This is a genomic window from Cryptosporangium sp. NPDC048952 (genome assembly GCF_043197895.1).
Taxonomy (GTDB): domain Bacteria; phylum Actinomycetota; class Actinomycetes; order Mycobacteriales; family Cryptosporangiaceae; genus Cryptosporangium.
Genome location: NZ_JBICTY010000001.1, coordinates 1,202,569 through 1,218,389, shown reverse-complemented (window position 1 = coordinate 1,218,389; position 15,821 = coordinate 1,202,569). Strand labels below are relative to the sequence as shown.

The following is a 15,821-nucleotide window of genomic DNA, read 5'->3' as shown; positions in this document are numbered from 1 at the left end:
CGCTGGTCAGGACGCTACGAACGACAGCGCCGACGATCGTCCGGCCGAGGCGTGATCTCGCGCGTAGCCCCTCGGAGGGACGCCGACCGAACGTCACCCGTGGGTGTGACAGCCACGCCACCCCCCGGCCCCGCGAACGACGAACCACCGAGAAGCCGCGGCACGGCGTCATACCGCAGTAGCCCCCGCATCACCGTCGCCGGTATGACGACCCGGGTCCCCCGCGCGGCCTACGCTCGCGGCGTGCGGTTATGGAGGCAGCTGGTTCGAACCCCGCCGCGGATCCAGACGGCGCTGTGGGCGCTCGTCGCACTCGGCGCGTACTTTCCCCTCGCGCTGGCCGGGGCTCCGTCGGTGCTGGACATCAGTCCCGACTGGATGCCCGTGGTGGCCGGCGCCGAGACCGCGGTGTTCTGGGCGCTCCGGCGCTACCCGGTCACGGCCTGGTACGGCGGCGCGACAGTCGCGGTGGTCCTACCCAGCTGCTTCGAGGTCCTCGACGACGATCCCTGGCACTGGCCACCGCTACTCGGCTTCACGCTGATCGTCGCGTTCGCGAACATCTGCGCCCGCGCACCGCGCCGGGTCGCGGCCGGGGCCTGGGTCACCGCGCCGGTCCTGTTCTTCGCGTACGCGAACCCGGACGCGCGCCCCGGTTGGATCATCCTGCTGGTCGCGATCGCCGTGGTGACCGACGTCGTCAGGACGCTGCGCCGCACCCGCCGGGCACTCGGCCACGAACGGGAGCTCACCGAGGCGGAGAAGGCGCGCACCGCGGTACTGGAGGAACGGGCCCGCATCGCCCGCGACCTGCACGACGTCGTCGCGCACCACATGTCGATGGTCGTCGTGCAGGCCGAGACCGCCCCGTACCGGCTCGGTGACCTCTCCCCCGAGGCGTCGGCGGACTTCGCCGCGATCAGCAGCACCGCCCGGGAGGCGCTGAACGAGGTCAGGGGGTTGCTCGGCGTCCTGCGCAGCGAGGAGATGTCGGCCGACCTACGGCCCCAGCCCGGCTGCGCGGACCTGCCCGACCTCGTCCACAGCGCCACCAAGGCCGGCGCGGACGTCGAGTTCACCCGAACCGGCGAACCCCGGCCTCTGCGGCCCGGCGTCGACGTCGGGGCCTACCGGATCGTGCAGGAGTCGCTGGCCAACGCCGCACGGCACGCCCCCGGCGCCCCAGTGAAAGTGGAACTCACGTACACCGCTGAAGCCCTCGAGATCGACGTCGTCAACGAATCCCGCGCCGATCCGCCAAAAAAGACCCAACCCGGACACGGCCTCACCGGCATGACCGAACGTGCGACCGTGGTCGGCGGCGAACTTCACGCCGGCCCCACCCCCGACGGAGGGTTCGCCGTGCGTGCCCGACTACCGATAGAGCCATGACCGATCCCGTACGTCTCGTCGTGGTCGACGACCAAGCGATGGTCCGGCAGGGCTTCGCCGCGCTGCTCGACGCCCAGCCCGACTTCAGCGTCGTCGGTCAGGCCGCCGACGGTGCCGAAGCCGTGTCGCTCGCCCGCCGTGTCCGGCCGCACGTCGTTCTGATGGACGTCCGGATGCCGGTGATGGACGGGCTGGAGGCCACTCGCCACATCCTTCGCGAGATGGATCAGACGCGCATCCTCATGCTCACCACGTTCGACCTGGACGATTACGTGTACGCGGCGCTGCGGGCCGGTGCGAGCGGGTTCCTGCTCAAGGACGCGCCCATGGCCGACCTGGTCCAGGCCGTGCGGGTCGTCGCGGCCGGTGAAGCGTTGCTGGCGCCGAGCGTCACCCGGCGTCTGATCGCCGACTTCGCCCGCCGCCCGGCGACACACCGCGCGCGCCCCGACCGCCTCCGCGTGCTCACGCCCCGGGAAACCGAGGTGCTCACGCTGATCGCCCGCGGCCTCTCGAACGGCGAAATTTCGGCCACGCTCGTCGTCGCCGAGCAGACCGTGAAGACGCACGTCGGCCGCATCCTCGCCAAGCTCGACCTCCGCGACCGCGCCCAAGCCGTCGTACTCGCGTACGAATCCGGTCTCGTCGAACCCGGTATCTGACCCGCGATCAGGTCTGGGTGAACTCGGCCGATAAGGGGGGCGAGCCAGTTCAGGAGGCCGAGTGGAACGACGTCGCCGGATCGCGGTGACCGCCGTGGCGTTCGCCACGGCCTACTACGCGATCGCGCTGTTCCTGTCCTCCGACAGCAGCGCGTTCACCTCGGTCGCCGCGATCGGCGGCGCACTGGCGTGCTACTCCGCGTCCGCCTGCGCCGCCTGGGCCGCCCGACGGACCCGCGACACGTCCCGGCGCGGCTGGGCAGCGGTCGCGACCGGGCTCCTGATGTGGGCGGTCGGCAACTCGTCGAGCTTCCTCCGGTACCTCAACGACAACGACCACTACACCCGCGCGACCGACGTCATCTACCTCAGCGCGATACCGGTCCTGCTGTTCGGCCTGACCTCCCTGCTGGCCGCCCAACTCCCCGCCGTGTCCCTGCGGCTGATCCTCGACGGCACGATCATCGCCGGCTCGTTGTTCCTGGTCAGCTGGGGCACGGTCCTCGGCCCGATCGCCGCCGAACAGCAGTCGCCGATCAACTGGGCGATCGCGATCGCGTACCCGATCACCGACGTCATGATGGCCACCGTCGTCCTGCTCGTGCTCAGCGCCGGAGCCCCGGGCACCCGCGCACCGCTCGCGATGCTCAGCGCCGGATTCCTGCTCACCGCGGTCGGCGACGTCGCCTACGCACTCCTCGACCACCTCGGCAACTACAGCAGCAGTGGCGCCATCAACCTGCTGTGGTTCATCTCGTACATGTCGATGCTGCTGGGCGGCGTCTGGGTGGCCACCGCTCCACGCGCCGAGTCACAGCAGATCACGGTGCCGCAGTACACGCTGCTGCCGTACGTCCCGTTCAGCATGGCGATCTTCACCACCGAGGCCGTCTACTTCGCGACCGGCGGGCTCAGCCCCGTCCTCGTCGTCGGCTGCGGGACGCTCGTCGTGCTGGTGCTCGGGCGTCAGCTGACCATCATCCGCGAGAACGTCACACTCAACGCCCAGCTCGCCGACACCGTCCTCGAGCTGCGCCGCCGCGAGGAGGAGCTCGAGTACCGTGCTTACCACGACGGTCTGACCGAACTCCCGAACCGCGCGCTGTTCCACTCCCGGGTGGAAGCGGCGATCGGTGAGCACAACGACGCGGTCATCGTGCTCTTCGTCGACCTCGACGGTTTCAAAGCCGTCAACGACCAGTACGGGCACGCCGTCGGCGACTCGCTGCTGATCCGCGTGGGCGACCGGCTCCGCGAGTGCCTCGACTCCGACAACCGCCACCTGGTCGCCAGGCTCGGCGGCGACGAATTCGGCGTCCTGCTCCCCGCCACCTCCTCCCCCGAGGTCGGCGTCGAGCTGGCCGAGCGCATCGTCTCGTCGATCGCCGCCATCACCACGATCGACGGCCACCGGGTGCGGATCGGCGCGAGCGTCGGCATCGCGGTGAACCAGACCGACGGGCGCGTCGGTGAACTCCTCCGCGCTGCGGACCTCGCGATGTACGCGGCGAAGGTCGAAGGCAAAGGCCGCTACGCCCTGGTCGGTTCCGCAATTGCCGCGCCCTCGGCTTCAGAATCTTTGATCGACGCTACGCACGGACCGTCCGCGAGCGGGGCGGCCGATCAGGCGGCTGAGAGTTCGGCGGCACCGAACGAGACGTGGAAGCGGGCGCACCAGATCGAGACGCTGGTGAGCGTCTCGAGGTCGACGTCAGCGGGCAACGGGTAGTTCTGGTCGCCCTTGTTGCCTTTGAGCTCGCCGAGTTCGACGTGCTTGCCGTCGTCGAACACCGTCCAGCCCGCGGTGCCCTCGACGACCTTGGCGTCGGTCAGCCAGACGCGGAGGTCCGGGCCGTCGGAGGTGTTCAGGTCCTCGAAGCGGAGTACCCGGCTGCCGTCGGGGAGTTCGAGGATCGTGACCGTTCCGGTCGTCTCGTGTTCGTGAGTGATGAGCTTGCCGCGGGCCAGCACCGTCGTTTCGGTGTTCTTGCCGGTGGGGGCCGCGGTGCCCGACGGCACGGTCGGGAGCGACTCCTCGACCGTGGTGCTCGTGAAGAGTCTCCAGGGCTCGAACAGCACCAGGCCGACGCCGATCCCGAGACCGACGATCGCAACGAAAGTGACTATCAATGGCCGACGCACGGGGTCACCGTAGCGACGCCGCCCCACCGCGTAGGTCGCCGAGACGACGCACCGAGTGTCGCCGTGCCGACGCCGCGAGCAGACCCGTCACCGCGCCGACGCGGGCGTCCCGCCCGCCCACCCTCGCTCACCGCGCGGACGGGCAACCAGCGCCGCCGCGCGGACGCGCCTATCGGCCGGTCGCGGCCAGGAGTTCAGTGGCGTCTAGTTCGGTCACGGTGACCGATGGGGCGTCCAGGGCCGCCAGGCAAGCGCGATAGCCGTTGCCGGGGGTGAGAGTGCGGAGGGTTGTTCGGGACGGGAGGTCGGGGTGGTGGGCTCGGACCAGGGCCGGTTCGGTGTCGGGGGCGGTGACCGCGATTTCGGTCAGGGAGACGCGTAATCCCTCGCCGGTGGCTTTGAGCACCGCTTCCTTCCGCACCCAGTAGGTCACGAAATCGTCCCCACGCTCGTCCGCGGCAAGCACCATCTCGCGCAGGCCGGCGTCATCCCGCTGCGAAACTTCCTCCACGTCGACACCGAGCGCCCCGGTCCGACCGATCGCCACCGCAACCCGGTCCCCGGAGTGCGACACCGAGCACTCCCACCCGGCCACCGGAAGCACCGGTCGCCCGTGCGGCCGATCGCAGTCGGGGCACGAACGGGTCACCGCCACCCGCAACGGCTCGATCCCCAGATGAGCGCCACTGACCACGCGCAGGAGGCTCGCCGCAACCGTGAACCGGGCGCGGTCCGCCTCCCGCCGATACCCCGCACGACGGCCCTGCTCGATCGGATCGAGCAGGGCCGTGAGCAACTCAGGAGCAGTCCCGGTGAGCGGCCGCGCCCACCAGACCTGACATTCCCCCGACGCGAGCGCCGGGACGCTTAGGCCCTGTTTCAAAGGTTCAGGCCGCCGTGGGCGTGGTCCAGGCGGCGATCCGGCAAGACGGAGGTTCTTCCGGATACCGCTGTTGTATCCGGAAGGGCCGACAACGCGGCCGGTCGTCGTCTGGGCCGCGGCCACGGCGGCCTGCTGGCCTTTGAAACAGGGCCTAACACTGCTTGGGGTCGGCGAGGTTCGTCGTCTCGGGCCGTCCGACCGCGGGTGCGGACGGCGTCGGCGCGTCGGTGGCCCCGATCGCCGGCGGCAGCGTGATCGTGTGCGACGGCTTCGGCGACGCGCTCGCCGACGGAGACGTCGTCGTCTTCTTCTTCGTGGTGCCGGTCTGGCGTCCACCGCCGGAGCCCGAGTACATCGAGACACCGGTCGAGGTGGTCGAACCGCCGGACAGGTCGACGCCGCTGACCGTCGTCGTGTGTCCCTGGATGTCGGTCAGCCGGATCTGGAACGGACCGCTGCCGGCGTTGTCGGCGGTGTAGTAACCGTCGCCGCGCCGCGTCCCGGTCTGCCAGCCGTTGCCGCCGTTGATCTCGACCTTGGTGAGCTGGTTGCCGTGGTTGATCGGCAGCACCGCGACGTAGTACTCGCTGACTTCCTGCGCCTTGAACTTCAGCGAACCGGGCAGCGACGGATTGGCCACCGCACGGTAGGTCACCTGGACGTCACCGGCCTCGGGGTCGGCGAGCTGCGAGAACGCCTTCTCGCTCATGTCGATGTGGCCGGGCGCGCACGGGGCGCAGGAGTCGACGACCTGGACGCGGACCGTGTTGCCGTTCGGGCCGGTGACGTTGAAGTACGTGCCGCACGCGGCGCCGTTCGCGAACTCGTCGAAACCGAGCGCGAGGTACATGCCGTCGGCGGGTGGGCCGTCGTACGAGCAGCCGGAGCCACCGGACGCGGCAAGGTCGAAGAACGTGGTGTGACCGGAGCGGCTGTCACCGGGCTGCGGCACGGCCGCGGGCACGGACAGCGCTTGCGGTAAGACGGCCGCGCAGGCGGCGTCGGACAGGCCTTTGAGACCGAGGACCAGCGCGGTCACCGAAATGAGCACCGCAGCACCGATCAGCGTCGGTAAGCCCCAGGCGAGCCAACCGCGCGCTCTGCGCCGTTTCCCCTTGTGCGTGGTTTCCACTGCCAGCCAACCCTCTTCTCCCCCGGCGGACATCCTGCCCCACACGAGCAACAGTAGCCAGCGTTGCCCCCTGCAACTTCACCGATAGGTGACCTGCGCAGCGGGAATGTGCGAGTGCTCGTTGTACGAGATCAGCGCGGCACCACCGCGACCGGCGACGACCTTGGTGATTCCGCCGTTGATGACCACGCGGTGAAGCGCGACACACCCCGCCGGGGACAGTCCGAGCAACCGGGCACAGACCGCAGCAATTACTCCACCGGACGTGAAGACCGCGCCCGAGCCGCCCCGCCCGAGCGCGGCGAGGAACTCGTCCAGTCCCGCCCACGCCCGGTCCGAGAACTCGACCCAGCTCGCCGTTCCCTCCGGCGTGATCGCCCCGGAGATCCACCGCTCCAGCGCGACGTCCAGAACGGCTTGGAAGTCGCGGGACGACGCCGGCACCGGACCGTCGTGCAGTTGCGCCGCCAGGCCGAAGTGGTCGTACTCGTCGAAGCGGTCGTCGACGGCGAGGTCGCACGCCAGGCCGGCGGCCTTCAGGCACAGTTCGGCGGTGTCCCGCTGGCGGCGCAGCCCGCCCGAGACCGCACTGTCGATCCGCACCCCCTGCGCGGCCAGCGCCGTACCGACGATGCGTGACTGCTCCCGTCCCAGCTCCGACAGCTCGTCGTACTCCGCGGCGCCGAACGAAGCCTGACCGTGCCGGATCAGGTAGACGACCGCCATCAGCGCATCGCCTTGTGCGCGCGCCAGATCAGGTAGTTGACGTTGATCCAGAACTGCCGGAACGCCGGGTTCCGCGTCTGCTTGTGGTGGTAGCGGTAGTAGATCTGCTGGGCGATCGCCGCCAGCCGGAACAGGCCGAAGACTTCGTAGAACGCCCAGTTGTCCGCGCTGAGCCCGGCGCGGTCGCAGTAGTACTCGACGACCTCGCGCCGGGTCGGCATCCCAGGCAGGTGCGTCGGCTGCCGGCGAGCACGCTGGGACAGGTACGGGTCGTCGTGCTGGATCCAGTAGGCCAGCGCCCCACCGAGGTCCATCAGCGGATCCCCGATCGTCGCCATCTCCCAGTCGAGGACGCCGACCACCCGCAACGGGTCGTCCGGCGCCAGCACGACGTTGTCCAGCCGGTAGTCGTTGTGGATCAGGCACGACTTCACGTCGTCGGGGCGGTGCTCGTCGAGCCAGGCCATCACGCTCTCGGCCTTCGGCACGTTCCAGGTCCGGGCCTTGCGGTACCGGTCCGACCAGCCGCGCACCTGCCTCTCGACGTAACCCGCGCCCCGCCCGAGATCGGAGAGGCCCGCAGCCGCCGGGTCGACGTCGTGCAGCTCGACGAGCGTGTCGATGACCGTGAACGCCAGCGTGCGCGCCTGGACCGGGTCGAGCTGGATCTCCGGCGGGAAGTCCTTGCGCGGGATCGTGCCGTCGAGCTTCTCCATGACGTAGAAGTCGGCGCCGAGCACTCCGGCATATTCGTGGTCGGCGCAGAACGCCACCATCTCCGGCACGTACCGGAACACCGGCTTCAGGTGCTTCTGCACCCGGTACTCCCGGTTCATGTCGTGCGCCGACGACGCCTTGCGCCCGGCCGGTGGGCGTCGCAGGATCAGTTCCCGGTCCGGGTAGTGGAGCAGGTACGTGAGGTTCGACGCGCCGCCGGAGAACTGCCGCACGTCCGGCGGCACGTCGAGACCGTCGACCCGTTCGGCCAGCCACTTGTGCACGGCGGCCACGTCGAACGCGTCTTCACTGCGTACCGCTCTCGTGTCTGCCACGGTACGGGACAGTACCTATCCCTTCTCGGCCCCGCCGGTGAGACCCTCGACAAGGAGCCGCTCGCCGGCGAAGAACAGGGCGACGATCGGCGCGGTGAGCAGCACGGAACCGGCCATCAGCACGGTGGTGGGGATCTCGATCGATCCGGCCAGCTGCGACAGGCCGAGCGACACCGTCCACCGGTCGCGCCGCTCCACCAGGAACAGCAGCGCGAACAGGTACTCGTTCCACGCGATCATGAACACGTAGAGCGCCGTCGCCGCCAGCGCCGGGCGCGACAGCGGAAGGCTCACCCGCCAGATGACGCCCAGCCGCCCGCAGCCGTCGAGCTGGGCGGCCTCCTCCAGGCTCACCGGGATCGTGTCGAAGTAGCCGCGCAGCATGTAGAGCGTCACCGGCACGGTCTGGGCGACGTACACCAGCACCAACGCGACCAGCGAGCCGCGCAGGCCGAGCCGGCTGAGCACCACGTAGAGCGGGATCGCCAGCACGATCGCCGGGAACAGGTAGATCGCCAGGAACAGGCCGTCCACCTGGCGACGCCCGGCGAACCGCAGCCGGGTGACCGCGTAGGCGCCCGGGATCGACACCGCGAGCGTCACGATCACGGTGGCGACCGAGACCGCGGCGCTCACCCCGATCAGCCGCACGAAGCCCTGTCCACCGTTCTCGACGGACCGCAGCACCTCTTGATAGGTGTCGAACACGATCTCGCCCGGCCGGATCAGGATCGAGCCGGGCGAGAGCTGCACGTCCTGGATGAGCCGGACGGACAGCAGCACCATGTAATAGAACGGGAACAGGCTGACGACGGTGAGGACGACGATCGTCACCCACCGCGCGACACCGAGCACCGCGTGCTCGATCCGGTCGCGATCCCAGTCCCGACGCACCGGCCGCTCGGACACCTCGGTCATGACTGCCTCACCAGACGCAGGTAGACGCCGACGAAAAGCGCCAGCGCGATCGCGAGCACCAGCGCCTCGGCGGACGCGGCCCCGATGTCACCCCGGCTGGTCAGGAAGTCGTAGACCCGCACGCTGACCACCTCGGTGCCGGACCCGCCGCCGGTCAGCAGGTAGACGTCGTCGAACTTGGTGAACGTGAGGACGAACCGCAGCACGGTCAGCACCGCGATCGTCGGCAGCAGCTGCGGCAGGACGATGTGCCGGAACCGCTGCGTCGGGGTGGCGCCGTCGACCAGCGCCGACTCCTCCATGTCCTTCGGAAGCGCCTGCATCCGCGCGAGCAGGAACAGGAACGCGAACGGGAAGTAGCGCCAACCCTCGAACAGGATCACGGTGACCAGCGCGGTCGGCACCGGGATGCCGAACAGCGACCCGGACACTTCGTTGAGGAAGTCGACCGGCCGGTCCCAGCCGAGGAACCGGGTGCCCCACGCGTTCAGCACGCCGTACTCCGGGTTGAGCATCGTCTGCCAGACGAACGTGGCCCCGACGACCGGCGCGATGTACGGCAGCAGGAACGACGCACGCACGAACGTCCGGCCGCGGAACGGGTGACGCACCGCCAGCGCCGCCGCGAGCCCCAGCCCGATCGAGATCGCGACGCCGAACACCGTGTACGCCACTGTCGTCCAGAGCGTGTCCCAGAACCCCGGGCTGCCGAAGACCCGTTCGATGTTCTGCAGCGTCCATTCGCCGACGAGCCCGCGCCGCCGCAGGTCGATGATCCGGACGCGCTGGAACGCCAGGATGATCGTCCACAGGATCGGCGCGACGACCACTACCAGCACGATGATCAGCGTCGGCGTCAGCAGACCCCAGCCGGTCTTCGCTTCGCCGCGCTGCAGAGGCGTCCGCCGGCCGCGGCGTCTCGGGAGGTCGTCGACCTCCGGCGGCTCGAGCGTCGCGCGGCTCATTCGAGGCTCTTCTTGATGTCGTCGACCTGCTCCTGGCACTGTTTCGCCGCGCCGGGCGGATCGAGCTGGCCGCTGGTCATCGCGTTGACCGCCTTGGCGACCGGCAACTCGCCCAGGGTGGCCCCGACCAGCCGGCCCTCACCCTGCTCGATGCCCCACCGGGCGAACGTGTCGACCGAGGAGACGAGCTGGTCGACCAGCTCGGGTGGGTAGAGGGTGTTGAGCGGGGCCTTCTTGTCCACGCCGGCAGGCAGCTTTCGCCAGGCGTCCACATAGGCGGTCTTGGCGGAACCGTCACCGGTGCGGACCGGCACCTTGCCCTCGGGCGCCTGCCCGAGCCAGCGGGTGTAGCCGTCGCCCATCATGAACTCGACGAACTTCTTCGCGTTCTCGGTCTGCGCGGTGGCGCTGACCGCCCAGGACGTGATCTCGCCGAACTGGGCCGGCTGCTGCCCGTCCGGGCCCTTGATCGCGGTGACGACGCCGGTGTTCTTGGCGAGATAGGTCGGATCGCTCTTGCACTGCGGGCAGTTCGGCAGCGCGTCCGAGCGGAGCCCGGCCAGTTCGTCGAGCAGGAACGACGACCAGATCACCATCGCGGCGCGGCCGGAGAAGTAGGTGGCGCGAGTGGAGTCGACGCTCTGCGCGCCCTTCACCGAGCCGGTCGTGATCAGGTCGTCGTAGAACTGGAAGGCGCCGACGCACTGGTCGCTGTCGATCGCGACCTTCTTGCTGTCGTCGACGAGTTCACAGCCGTTGCCGAGCGCGAGGTGCTCGAACGTCTGCGCGGTGAAGCCGTCGTTGGCGACAGTGGAGGCAGTGATGCCGACCTGGCTGCCGCTGGTGAGCTTCTTCGCGGCGGCCGTGATCGCCTCGTAGGTCTCCGGTTTCGCCAGGCCTGCCTTCTGGAACAGGTCCGTGCGGTAGAAGAGCAACTGCGCCCACGCGTCGCTGGGGACGCCGAGCACCGTGTCGCCGTCCTTGGTGAGCGAGAGCGCGCGCTGGTTGAACGTGTCGGCGCCGAGCGACGTCAGGACCTCGCCGGCCGACGCGGTGTCGAGCAGTTCGTTCGCGTTCAGCGACCAGAGCGCCGGCAGTGGCAGCGCACCCATGACGTCCGGGAGATCGCCGCCGGCGGCTGCGGCGGTGACGAGCTTGGAGAACTGGTTCTCGTCGACGCCGACGTACTTCACCTTGATGCCGGAGCTTTTCGTGAATTCGGCGATCACTTTCTGGGTCGCGGCCACCCGATCGGGCAGGTTCTCCAGACTCCACACAGTCAGCGTGCCGTCGTCGTCCGAGGAACTGTCACCCGAGCAGCCGGCCAGGACGGTAGTGGTGAGCAAGGCGGCAAGTAGTGCGGCGATCCAACCGGGACGGGTCATCAAAGACTCCTTCCGGGAGCGATTACCCCCAGAATCCCACCGATCGATGAGTTACTGGGGGATATTCGCCTTTCTGACCCACGGGTCTTGACGGTCCTGATAGGAGCCATCCTTGTCGCCTCAACCGTCACTTTGCTAGCGTCCGCCCGCAGGACCATTCCGGGTACGTCCTGCAACAACGCAACGACGCGGCCCCACCCGGTGCCGACTCCCGGACGACCATTCCGTGGCCCCCAAACAGCGGGCACAGCGGTCTCTCCCCGTCCGTGCGAGGTGCGATGCAGTCCCGCAGCCGGTCAGTCCTGGCCAAACTCGTCACGCTTCTCGCGTTGCCGTTGATCTCGCTCGTGGTGCTCTGGGCGATCGCCGCCAGCATCACGCTGTCCGACGGGCTGACGCTACTGGCGGCTTCGTCGCGGTCCGACGAGATCGGGTTCCCCGGCGCGAACCTCCTCGGAGCCCTCCAGGTCGAACGGAAGATCTCGGTCACCGACGTCGGAGCGGGCCGGCGCAACAGCGTCGAGCTGACCGCGGCGCGGAAGAAGACCGACGAGGCGTACTCCGCGTTCAGGAAGAGCACCTCGGACAGCAGCCACGCCGACGAAATCCGCCCCGAGCTCGACGCGCTGCTCGCCGCCGCCGACGAACTCCCGCAGCAGCGGTCCTGGATCGACACCGGCGCGAGCCCCCGGCTGACCGTCTCCGACTACTACTCGGACCTGATCGCCAAGATCTTCGGTACGTCCTACGCGCTGGGTGCGACGCCCGAGCCCGGCCGCGGCCACCGCTCCGAAGGCCTGCTCCAGATCGGTGAAGCGGCCGAGATCTTCAGCCAGGAGGCCGCGATCGTCTCCGGCGCACTGGCCGCCGGGGCGTTTCAGACCGCGGAGTACGACCGGACGATCAGCCTGATCAACACCCGCCGGTACCTACTGACGAACGCACTGCAGAAGTTCCCGGCCGTCGACCAGCAGGAGCTGATCGCGCTCGGCGACACGTCCACCGGACGGATGCTCGCCGACATGGAGGACTCGATCGTCCGGGACGGCAGCCGCAACCGCCGCCCGCCGGTCGACGAGAACAACTGGAACGAAGCCGACGCCGGCATGACCAAGGCGTACGCCAACTTCAGCCGACAGGCGGCGGTGCGCTTCATCGACGAGCTGAAACCCGGCGGCTACCGCACGATCGCGCTCCTGGTTATCGCGGGTCTGCTCGGTCTGATCGCGGTCGTCGTCTCGATCTTCGTCTCGATCCGGATCGGACGCTCGCTGGTGCGGGAGCTGGTCGGCGTCCAGCGCTCAGCCCAGAGCCTCGCGACGTACGAACTTCCCGCGGTCGTGCGCAGGCTGCGCGCCGGGGAGAGCGTCGACGTCGACGCCGAGGTGCAGCCGATGACGGGGTTCACGATCCGGGAGATCGAGGGTGTGGCCTCGGCGATGGACGCCGCCCGGTCCACCGCGGTCGAGGTCGCGATCGAGGAGGCCCAGCTGCGGCGGGGCGTCCGCGAGGTGTTCCTGAACCTGGCCCGTCGCAGCCAGGCGCTCATCCACCGCCAGCTGACGCTGCTCGACGCGATGGAGCGCAAAGAGAAGAACCCCGACGAGCTCGAGGACTTGTTCACGCTCGACCACCTCGCGACCCGGATGCGGCGGCACGCGGAGGACCTCATCGTCCTGTCCGGCTCGACGCCGGGCCGTGGCTGGCGCAATCCCGTACCGCTGATCGACGTCATGCGCGGTGCGATCGCCGAGGTCGAGGACTACGCGCGGGTGCGGGTCGTGGGGGCGCCGCGGGCGTCGCTGGCCGGGCGTGGCGTCAGCGACGTCATCCACCTGCTGGCCGAGTTGATCGAGAACGCGACGTCGTTCTCGCCGCCGCACACGACGGTGCACGTGACCGGGGAACTCGTGCCGGCCGGGTTCGCGATCGAGATCGAGGACCGCGGGCTGGGGATGCCGGCCGACCAGGTGGAGGCCGTGAACCAGCGGCTGTCCGAGCCACCGGAGTTCGACCTGCTGCAGAGTGAGCGACTCGGCCTGTTCGTGGTCGGGCAGCTGGCGCGGCGGCACGACATCCGAGTGGTGCTGCGGGGGTCGCCGTTCGGCGGAACGACAGCGATCGTGCTGCTGCCGGGGTCGATGATCGTCGCGCCCGAGGGGGCGATCCCGCAGCAGCGGCGCGAGCCTCCGTTGCGCGCCGAGGCGATGCGGGGTGAGCCGCTCGACGCCGAGCTCGATGTGGCCGGGCCGCCCGTGCTCACCGTCGCTCCCGGGTACGAGGAGCTGGCGCCGGGTGGGGGTGCGCATCGGGCGCCGGAGCAGGGGGAAGAGGTCCTGAACGGGACACTCTCGACTGATCCGCCGCCGGTGTTCGACTCGACCGCGTGGTCGGGGGGTTCGGACTGGAGTCTGCTGTCGACGCCGTTGGACGACACGGTTCTGCGGCCGGCCGACGAACGTCGCGCCCCGTCCGAGCCTTCCGCGGCTTCCGAGCCTTCCTCGGCTTCCGAGCCTTCCGAGGCTTCCGCAGACGGGCTGCCGCCGCTCATTCGGCGGGACCCCGGCGCGGACTGGGAGAACCTCAGTAGTCAGGGTCCCCTCCCCCGCCGCGAACGCCGCCGCCCCGATCCGTCCGACGCCGACGATCTCGGACGCGAGGGTGGGGACGTTCGGCCTCGGGGGGTCGCGCGGGCGCCGTTGGCCAGTCGAGGGCTGCCCGACGACGAGCCGGCGACCGAACCGGAGTCGTTGAGCCTGGGCGACCGGCTCCGGTCCCGCCTCGACGAGGACGCGGCCGCCGAGACAGCGGCGGAGGCAGCGGCCGAAACCGCAGCGGCACCGGAACCCGCCGCGACCACGACCGGCGGCCTCCCCCGGCGCGTCCGTCAAGCAAGTCTGGCGGCTCCCCTGCGCGCCGGATCCGGAATTCCCTCGGCTCCGATCGAGCCGACGACGATGCGCTCACCCGAGGAGATCCGCGCCGTCATGGGTTCCTACCAGCGCGGCTCCGTCCTGGGACGGTCGGATGCCGCGCGTACGATCGGGCCCGACTCACCGGCCGATGACGGGCCCGAGTCGGGTGCGGAAGGCAGTACATCCGAACCGGACGGGGTACCAGCCGGTCAAGGTTCGAACACCGGTGCGCTGGAGGGTGAACGATGACGCAGACGGCGAGAGCCACGGGCGAACTGAACTGGCTCCTGGACGATCTGGTCGACCGGGTTCCGCACGCCCAGCAGGCGGTTCTGCTGTCGTCCGACGGTCTGATGATCGGCGGATCGCGCGGGCTGAGCCGCGAGGACGGCGAGCACCTCGCCGCCGTCGCGTCGGGGTTCCAGAGCCTCGCGCGCGGCGCCGGCCGCTACTTCGGCGGCGGGGCCGTCCGGCAGACCATCATCGAGATGGAGCAGGCGTTCCTGTTCGTCACCGCGGCGGGCCGCGGTGCGTGCATCGCGGTGCTGGGCGACGCCGAGTCCGATGTGGGCCTCATCGCCTACGAGATGGCCATGCTCGTCACCCGGGTCGGCACCTACCTGTCCACGTCGCCGCGGTCTGCGGCGCAGAGCAGGGTTGAAGGTGACCCAATGTGAAAGGTACGTGGTACGACGACGAGGCCGGACCGGTTGTCCGTCCTTACGCGATGACGCGTGGCCGCACCCGGCCGGCGCAGGAACTCGACGTCGTCGCCCTGATCTTGAGCGTGCAGGACACCGTGCCGGTGGGGGCCGGCTTCGAACCGGAGCACCTGCACATCCTGGAGTCCGCCCGCCGTCCGATCTCGATCGCCGAGTTGGCGGCTCACCTCGACCTCCCGCTGGGCGTGGTCCGTGTTCTCATCGATGACTTGGTGGGGGCGGGCTGCGTGGTCGTCAGACCGGCACCGACGACAGCCGAGCTGCAGAGCCGCCGGCTACTGGAGGCAGTGATCGATGGACTTCGCGCGATCTGAGTCGCCCGGGGGAGTCGAAGTTCCGCTCGCTCTCAAGATCCTGATCGCCGGTGGGTTCGGCGCCGGGAAGACCACGATGGTGGGGTCGTTGAGCGAGATCCCGACGCTCTCCACCGAAGAAGTGCTCAGCGACGTCGGGATCGGTATCGACGACGTCACCGGCACCGATCGCAAAGAGACCACGACCGTCGCGATGGACTTCGGGCGGATCACGCTCAAGGACGATCTGGTCGTCTACCTGTTCGGTACGCCCGGGCAGGACCGTTTCTGGTTCCTGTGGGACGAGTTGGCGAGCGGGGCGCTCGGCGCCGTGGTGCTCGCGGACACCCGTCGGCTGACCGACTGCTTCCCGTCGATCGACTACTTCGAGCGCCAGGGCACGCCGTTCATCGTCGCGGTCAACTGCTTCCACAACACGCAGGAACACTCGGTGGGCGACATCGCGACGGCGCTCGACCTCGATCCCGGTGTGCCCGTCGTCCTCGTCGACGCGCGTGACCGCCGCTCGAGCCGCGACGCGCTGGTGCGCCTGGTGCAGCACGTCCTGCGCTTGGCCGCGCCCGAATTCGCGGCCCGGCACGCCTGATACTGCCGCGCTCAACGCGCAGGCCGG

At 69.6% G+C, this 15,821-nt stretch carries 15 protein-coding genes; 7 read left to right on the top strand and 8 right to left on the bottom strand.

Annotated features, from left to right (window positions below):
* Nucleotides 1-243 precede the first annotated feature (243 nt).
* The 3 genes from ACGFY5_RS05735 to ACGFY5_RS05725 all read left to right on the top strand — a co-directional run bounded on the left by ACGFY5_RS05735 (nucleotide 244) and on the right by ACGFY5_RS05725 (nucleotide 3,783).
* On the top strand, nucleotides 244-1,392 hold the full coding sequence (locus ACGFY5_RS05735; RefSeq protein ID WP_392717698.1) for a sensor histidine kinase: 1,149 nt from the start codon (nucleotides 244-246) through the stop codon (nucleotides 1,390-1,392).
* Complete coding sequence (locus ACGFY5_RS05730) at nucleotides 1,389-2,054, top strand: response regulator (RefSeq protein ID WP_392717696.1); 666 nt, start codon at nucleotides 1,389-1,391, stop codon at nucleotides 2,052-2,054. Before ACGFY5_RS05735 ends, ACGFY5_RS05730 begins: the two co-directional genes overlap by 4 nt.
* 61 nt (nucleotides 2,055-2,115) lie before the next feature.
* Nucleotides 2,116-3,783 (top strand): diguanylate cyclase domain-containing protein, encoded by a 1,668-nt coding sequence (locus ACGFY5_RS05725; protein ID WP_392717694.1) that lies wholly within the window; start codon nucleotides 2,116-2,118, stop codon nucleotides 3,781-3,783.
* Here the strand turns inward: ACGFY5_RS05725 and ACGFY5_RS05720 are convergent.
* The 8 genes from ACGFY5_RS05720 to ACGFY5_RS05685 form a co-directional block, all read right to left on the bottom strand.
* On the bottom strand, nucleotides 3,678-4,196 hold the full coding sequence (locus ACGFY5_RS05720; protein WP_392717692.1) for a DM13 domain-containing protein: 519 nt from the start codon (nucleotides 4,194-4,196) through the stop codon (nucleotides 3,678-3,680). The genes ACGFY5_RS05725 and ACGFY5_RS05720 overlap by 106 nt on opposite strands.
* Before the next feature lie 169 nt (nucleotides 4,197-4,365).
* Nucleotides 4,366-4,992, bottom strand: coding sequence for a 4'-phosphopantetheinyl transferase family protein (locus tag ACGFY5_RS05715; protein ID WP_392717690.1), 627 nt, complete (start codon nucleotides 4,990-4,992; stop codon nucleotides 4,366-4,368).
* Nucleotides 4,993-5,230: 238 nt separating this feature from the next.
* Nucleotides 5,231-6,211 (bottom strand): expansin EXLX1 family cellulose-binding protein, encoded by a 981-nt coding sequence (locus ACGFY5_RS05710; RefSeq protein WP_392717688.1) that lies wholly within the window; start codon nucleotides 6,209-6,211, stop codon nucleotides 5,231-5,233.
* A gap of 78 nt (nucleotides 6,212-6,289) precedes the next feature.
* Nucleotides 6,290-6,937, bottom strand: coding sequence for a histidine phosphatase family protein (locus ACGFY5_RS05705; protein ID WP_392717686.1), 648 nt, complete (start codon nucleotides 6,935-6,937; stop codon nucleotides 6,290-6,292).
* Nucleotides 6,937-7,989 carry a phosphotransferase family protein gene (locus ACGFY5_RS05700; RefSeq protein ID WP_392717684.1) on the bottom strand — a complete coding sequence of 351 codons (1,053 nt, stop codon included), beginning with the start codon at nucleotides 7,987-7,989 and terminating at the stop codon, nucleotides 6,937-6,939. The genes ACGFY5_RS05705 and ACGFY5_RS05700 overlap by 1 nt, the downstream gene beginning before the upstream one ends.
* Before the next feature lie 15 nt (nucleotides 7,990-8,004).
* Nucleotides 8,005-8,907 (bottom strand): carbohydrate ABC transporter permease, encoded by a 903-nt coding sequence (locus ACGFY5_RS05695; RefSeq protein WP_392717682.1) that lies wholly within the window; start codon nucleotides 8,905-8,907, stop codon nucleotides 8,005-8,007.
* Entirely contained in the window at nucleotides 8,904-9,872 is a 969-nt protein-coding gene (locus ACGFY5_RS05690) for a carbohydrate ABC transporter permease (protein WP_392717680.1), read from the bottom strand. The genes ACGFY5_RS05695 and ACGFY5_RS05690 overlap by 4 nt, the downstream gene beginning before the upstream one ends.
* A complete protein-coding gene (locus ACGFY5_RS05685; protein WP_392717678.1) occupies nucleotides 9,869-11,257 on the bottom strand; it encodes an ABC transporter substrate-binding protein in 1,389 nt (462 codons plus the stop codon). Before ACGFY5_RS05685 ends, ACGFY5_RS05690 begins: the two co-directional genes overlap by 4 nt.
* 278 nt (nucleotides 11,258-11,535) lie before the next feature.
* Between ACGFY5_RS05685 and ACGFY5_RS05680 the strand changes: the two genes are divergently transcribed.
* The 4 genes from ACGFY5_RS05680 to ACGFY5_RS05665 are packed head-to-tail and all read left to right on the top strand — an operon-like array spanning nucleotide 11,536 to nucleotide 15,794.
* Nucleotides 11,536-14,421, top strand: a complete 2,886-nt coding sequence (locus ACGFY5_RS05680) for a nitrate- and nitrite sensing domain-containing protein (RefSeq protein ID WP_392717676.1) — start codon at nucleotides 11,536-11,538, stop codon at nucleotides 14,419-14,421.
* Nucleotides 14,418-14,849, top strand: a complete 432-nt coding sequence (locus ACGFY5_RS05675) for a roadblock/LC7 domain-containing protein (protein WP_392717674.1) — start codon at nucleotides 14,418-14,420, stop codon at nucleotides 14,847-14,849. The genes ACGFY5_RS05680 and ACGFY5_RS05675 overlap by 4 nt, the downstream gene beginning before the upstream one ends.
* Nucleotides 14,846-15,208, top strand: coding sequence for a DUF742 domain-containing protein (locus ACGFY5_RS05670; RefSeq protein ID WP_392717672.1), 363 nt, complete (start codon nucleotides 14,846-14,848; stop codon nucleotides 15,206-15,208). Before ACGFY5_RS05675 ends, ACGFY5_RS05670 begins: the two co-directional genes overlap by 4 nt.
* Nucleotides 15,189-15,794 (top strand): ATP/GTP-binding protein, encoded by a 606-nt coding sequence (locus ACGFY5_RS05665; protein ID WP_392717670.1) that lies wholly within the window; start codon nucleotides 15,189-15,191, stop codon nucleotides 15,792-15,794. Before ACGFY5_RS05670 ends, ACGFY5_RS05665 begins: the two co-directional genes overlap by 20 nt.
* Nucleotides 15,795-15,821: the final 27 nt, after the last annotated feature.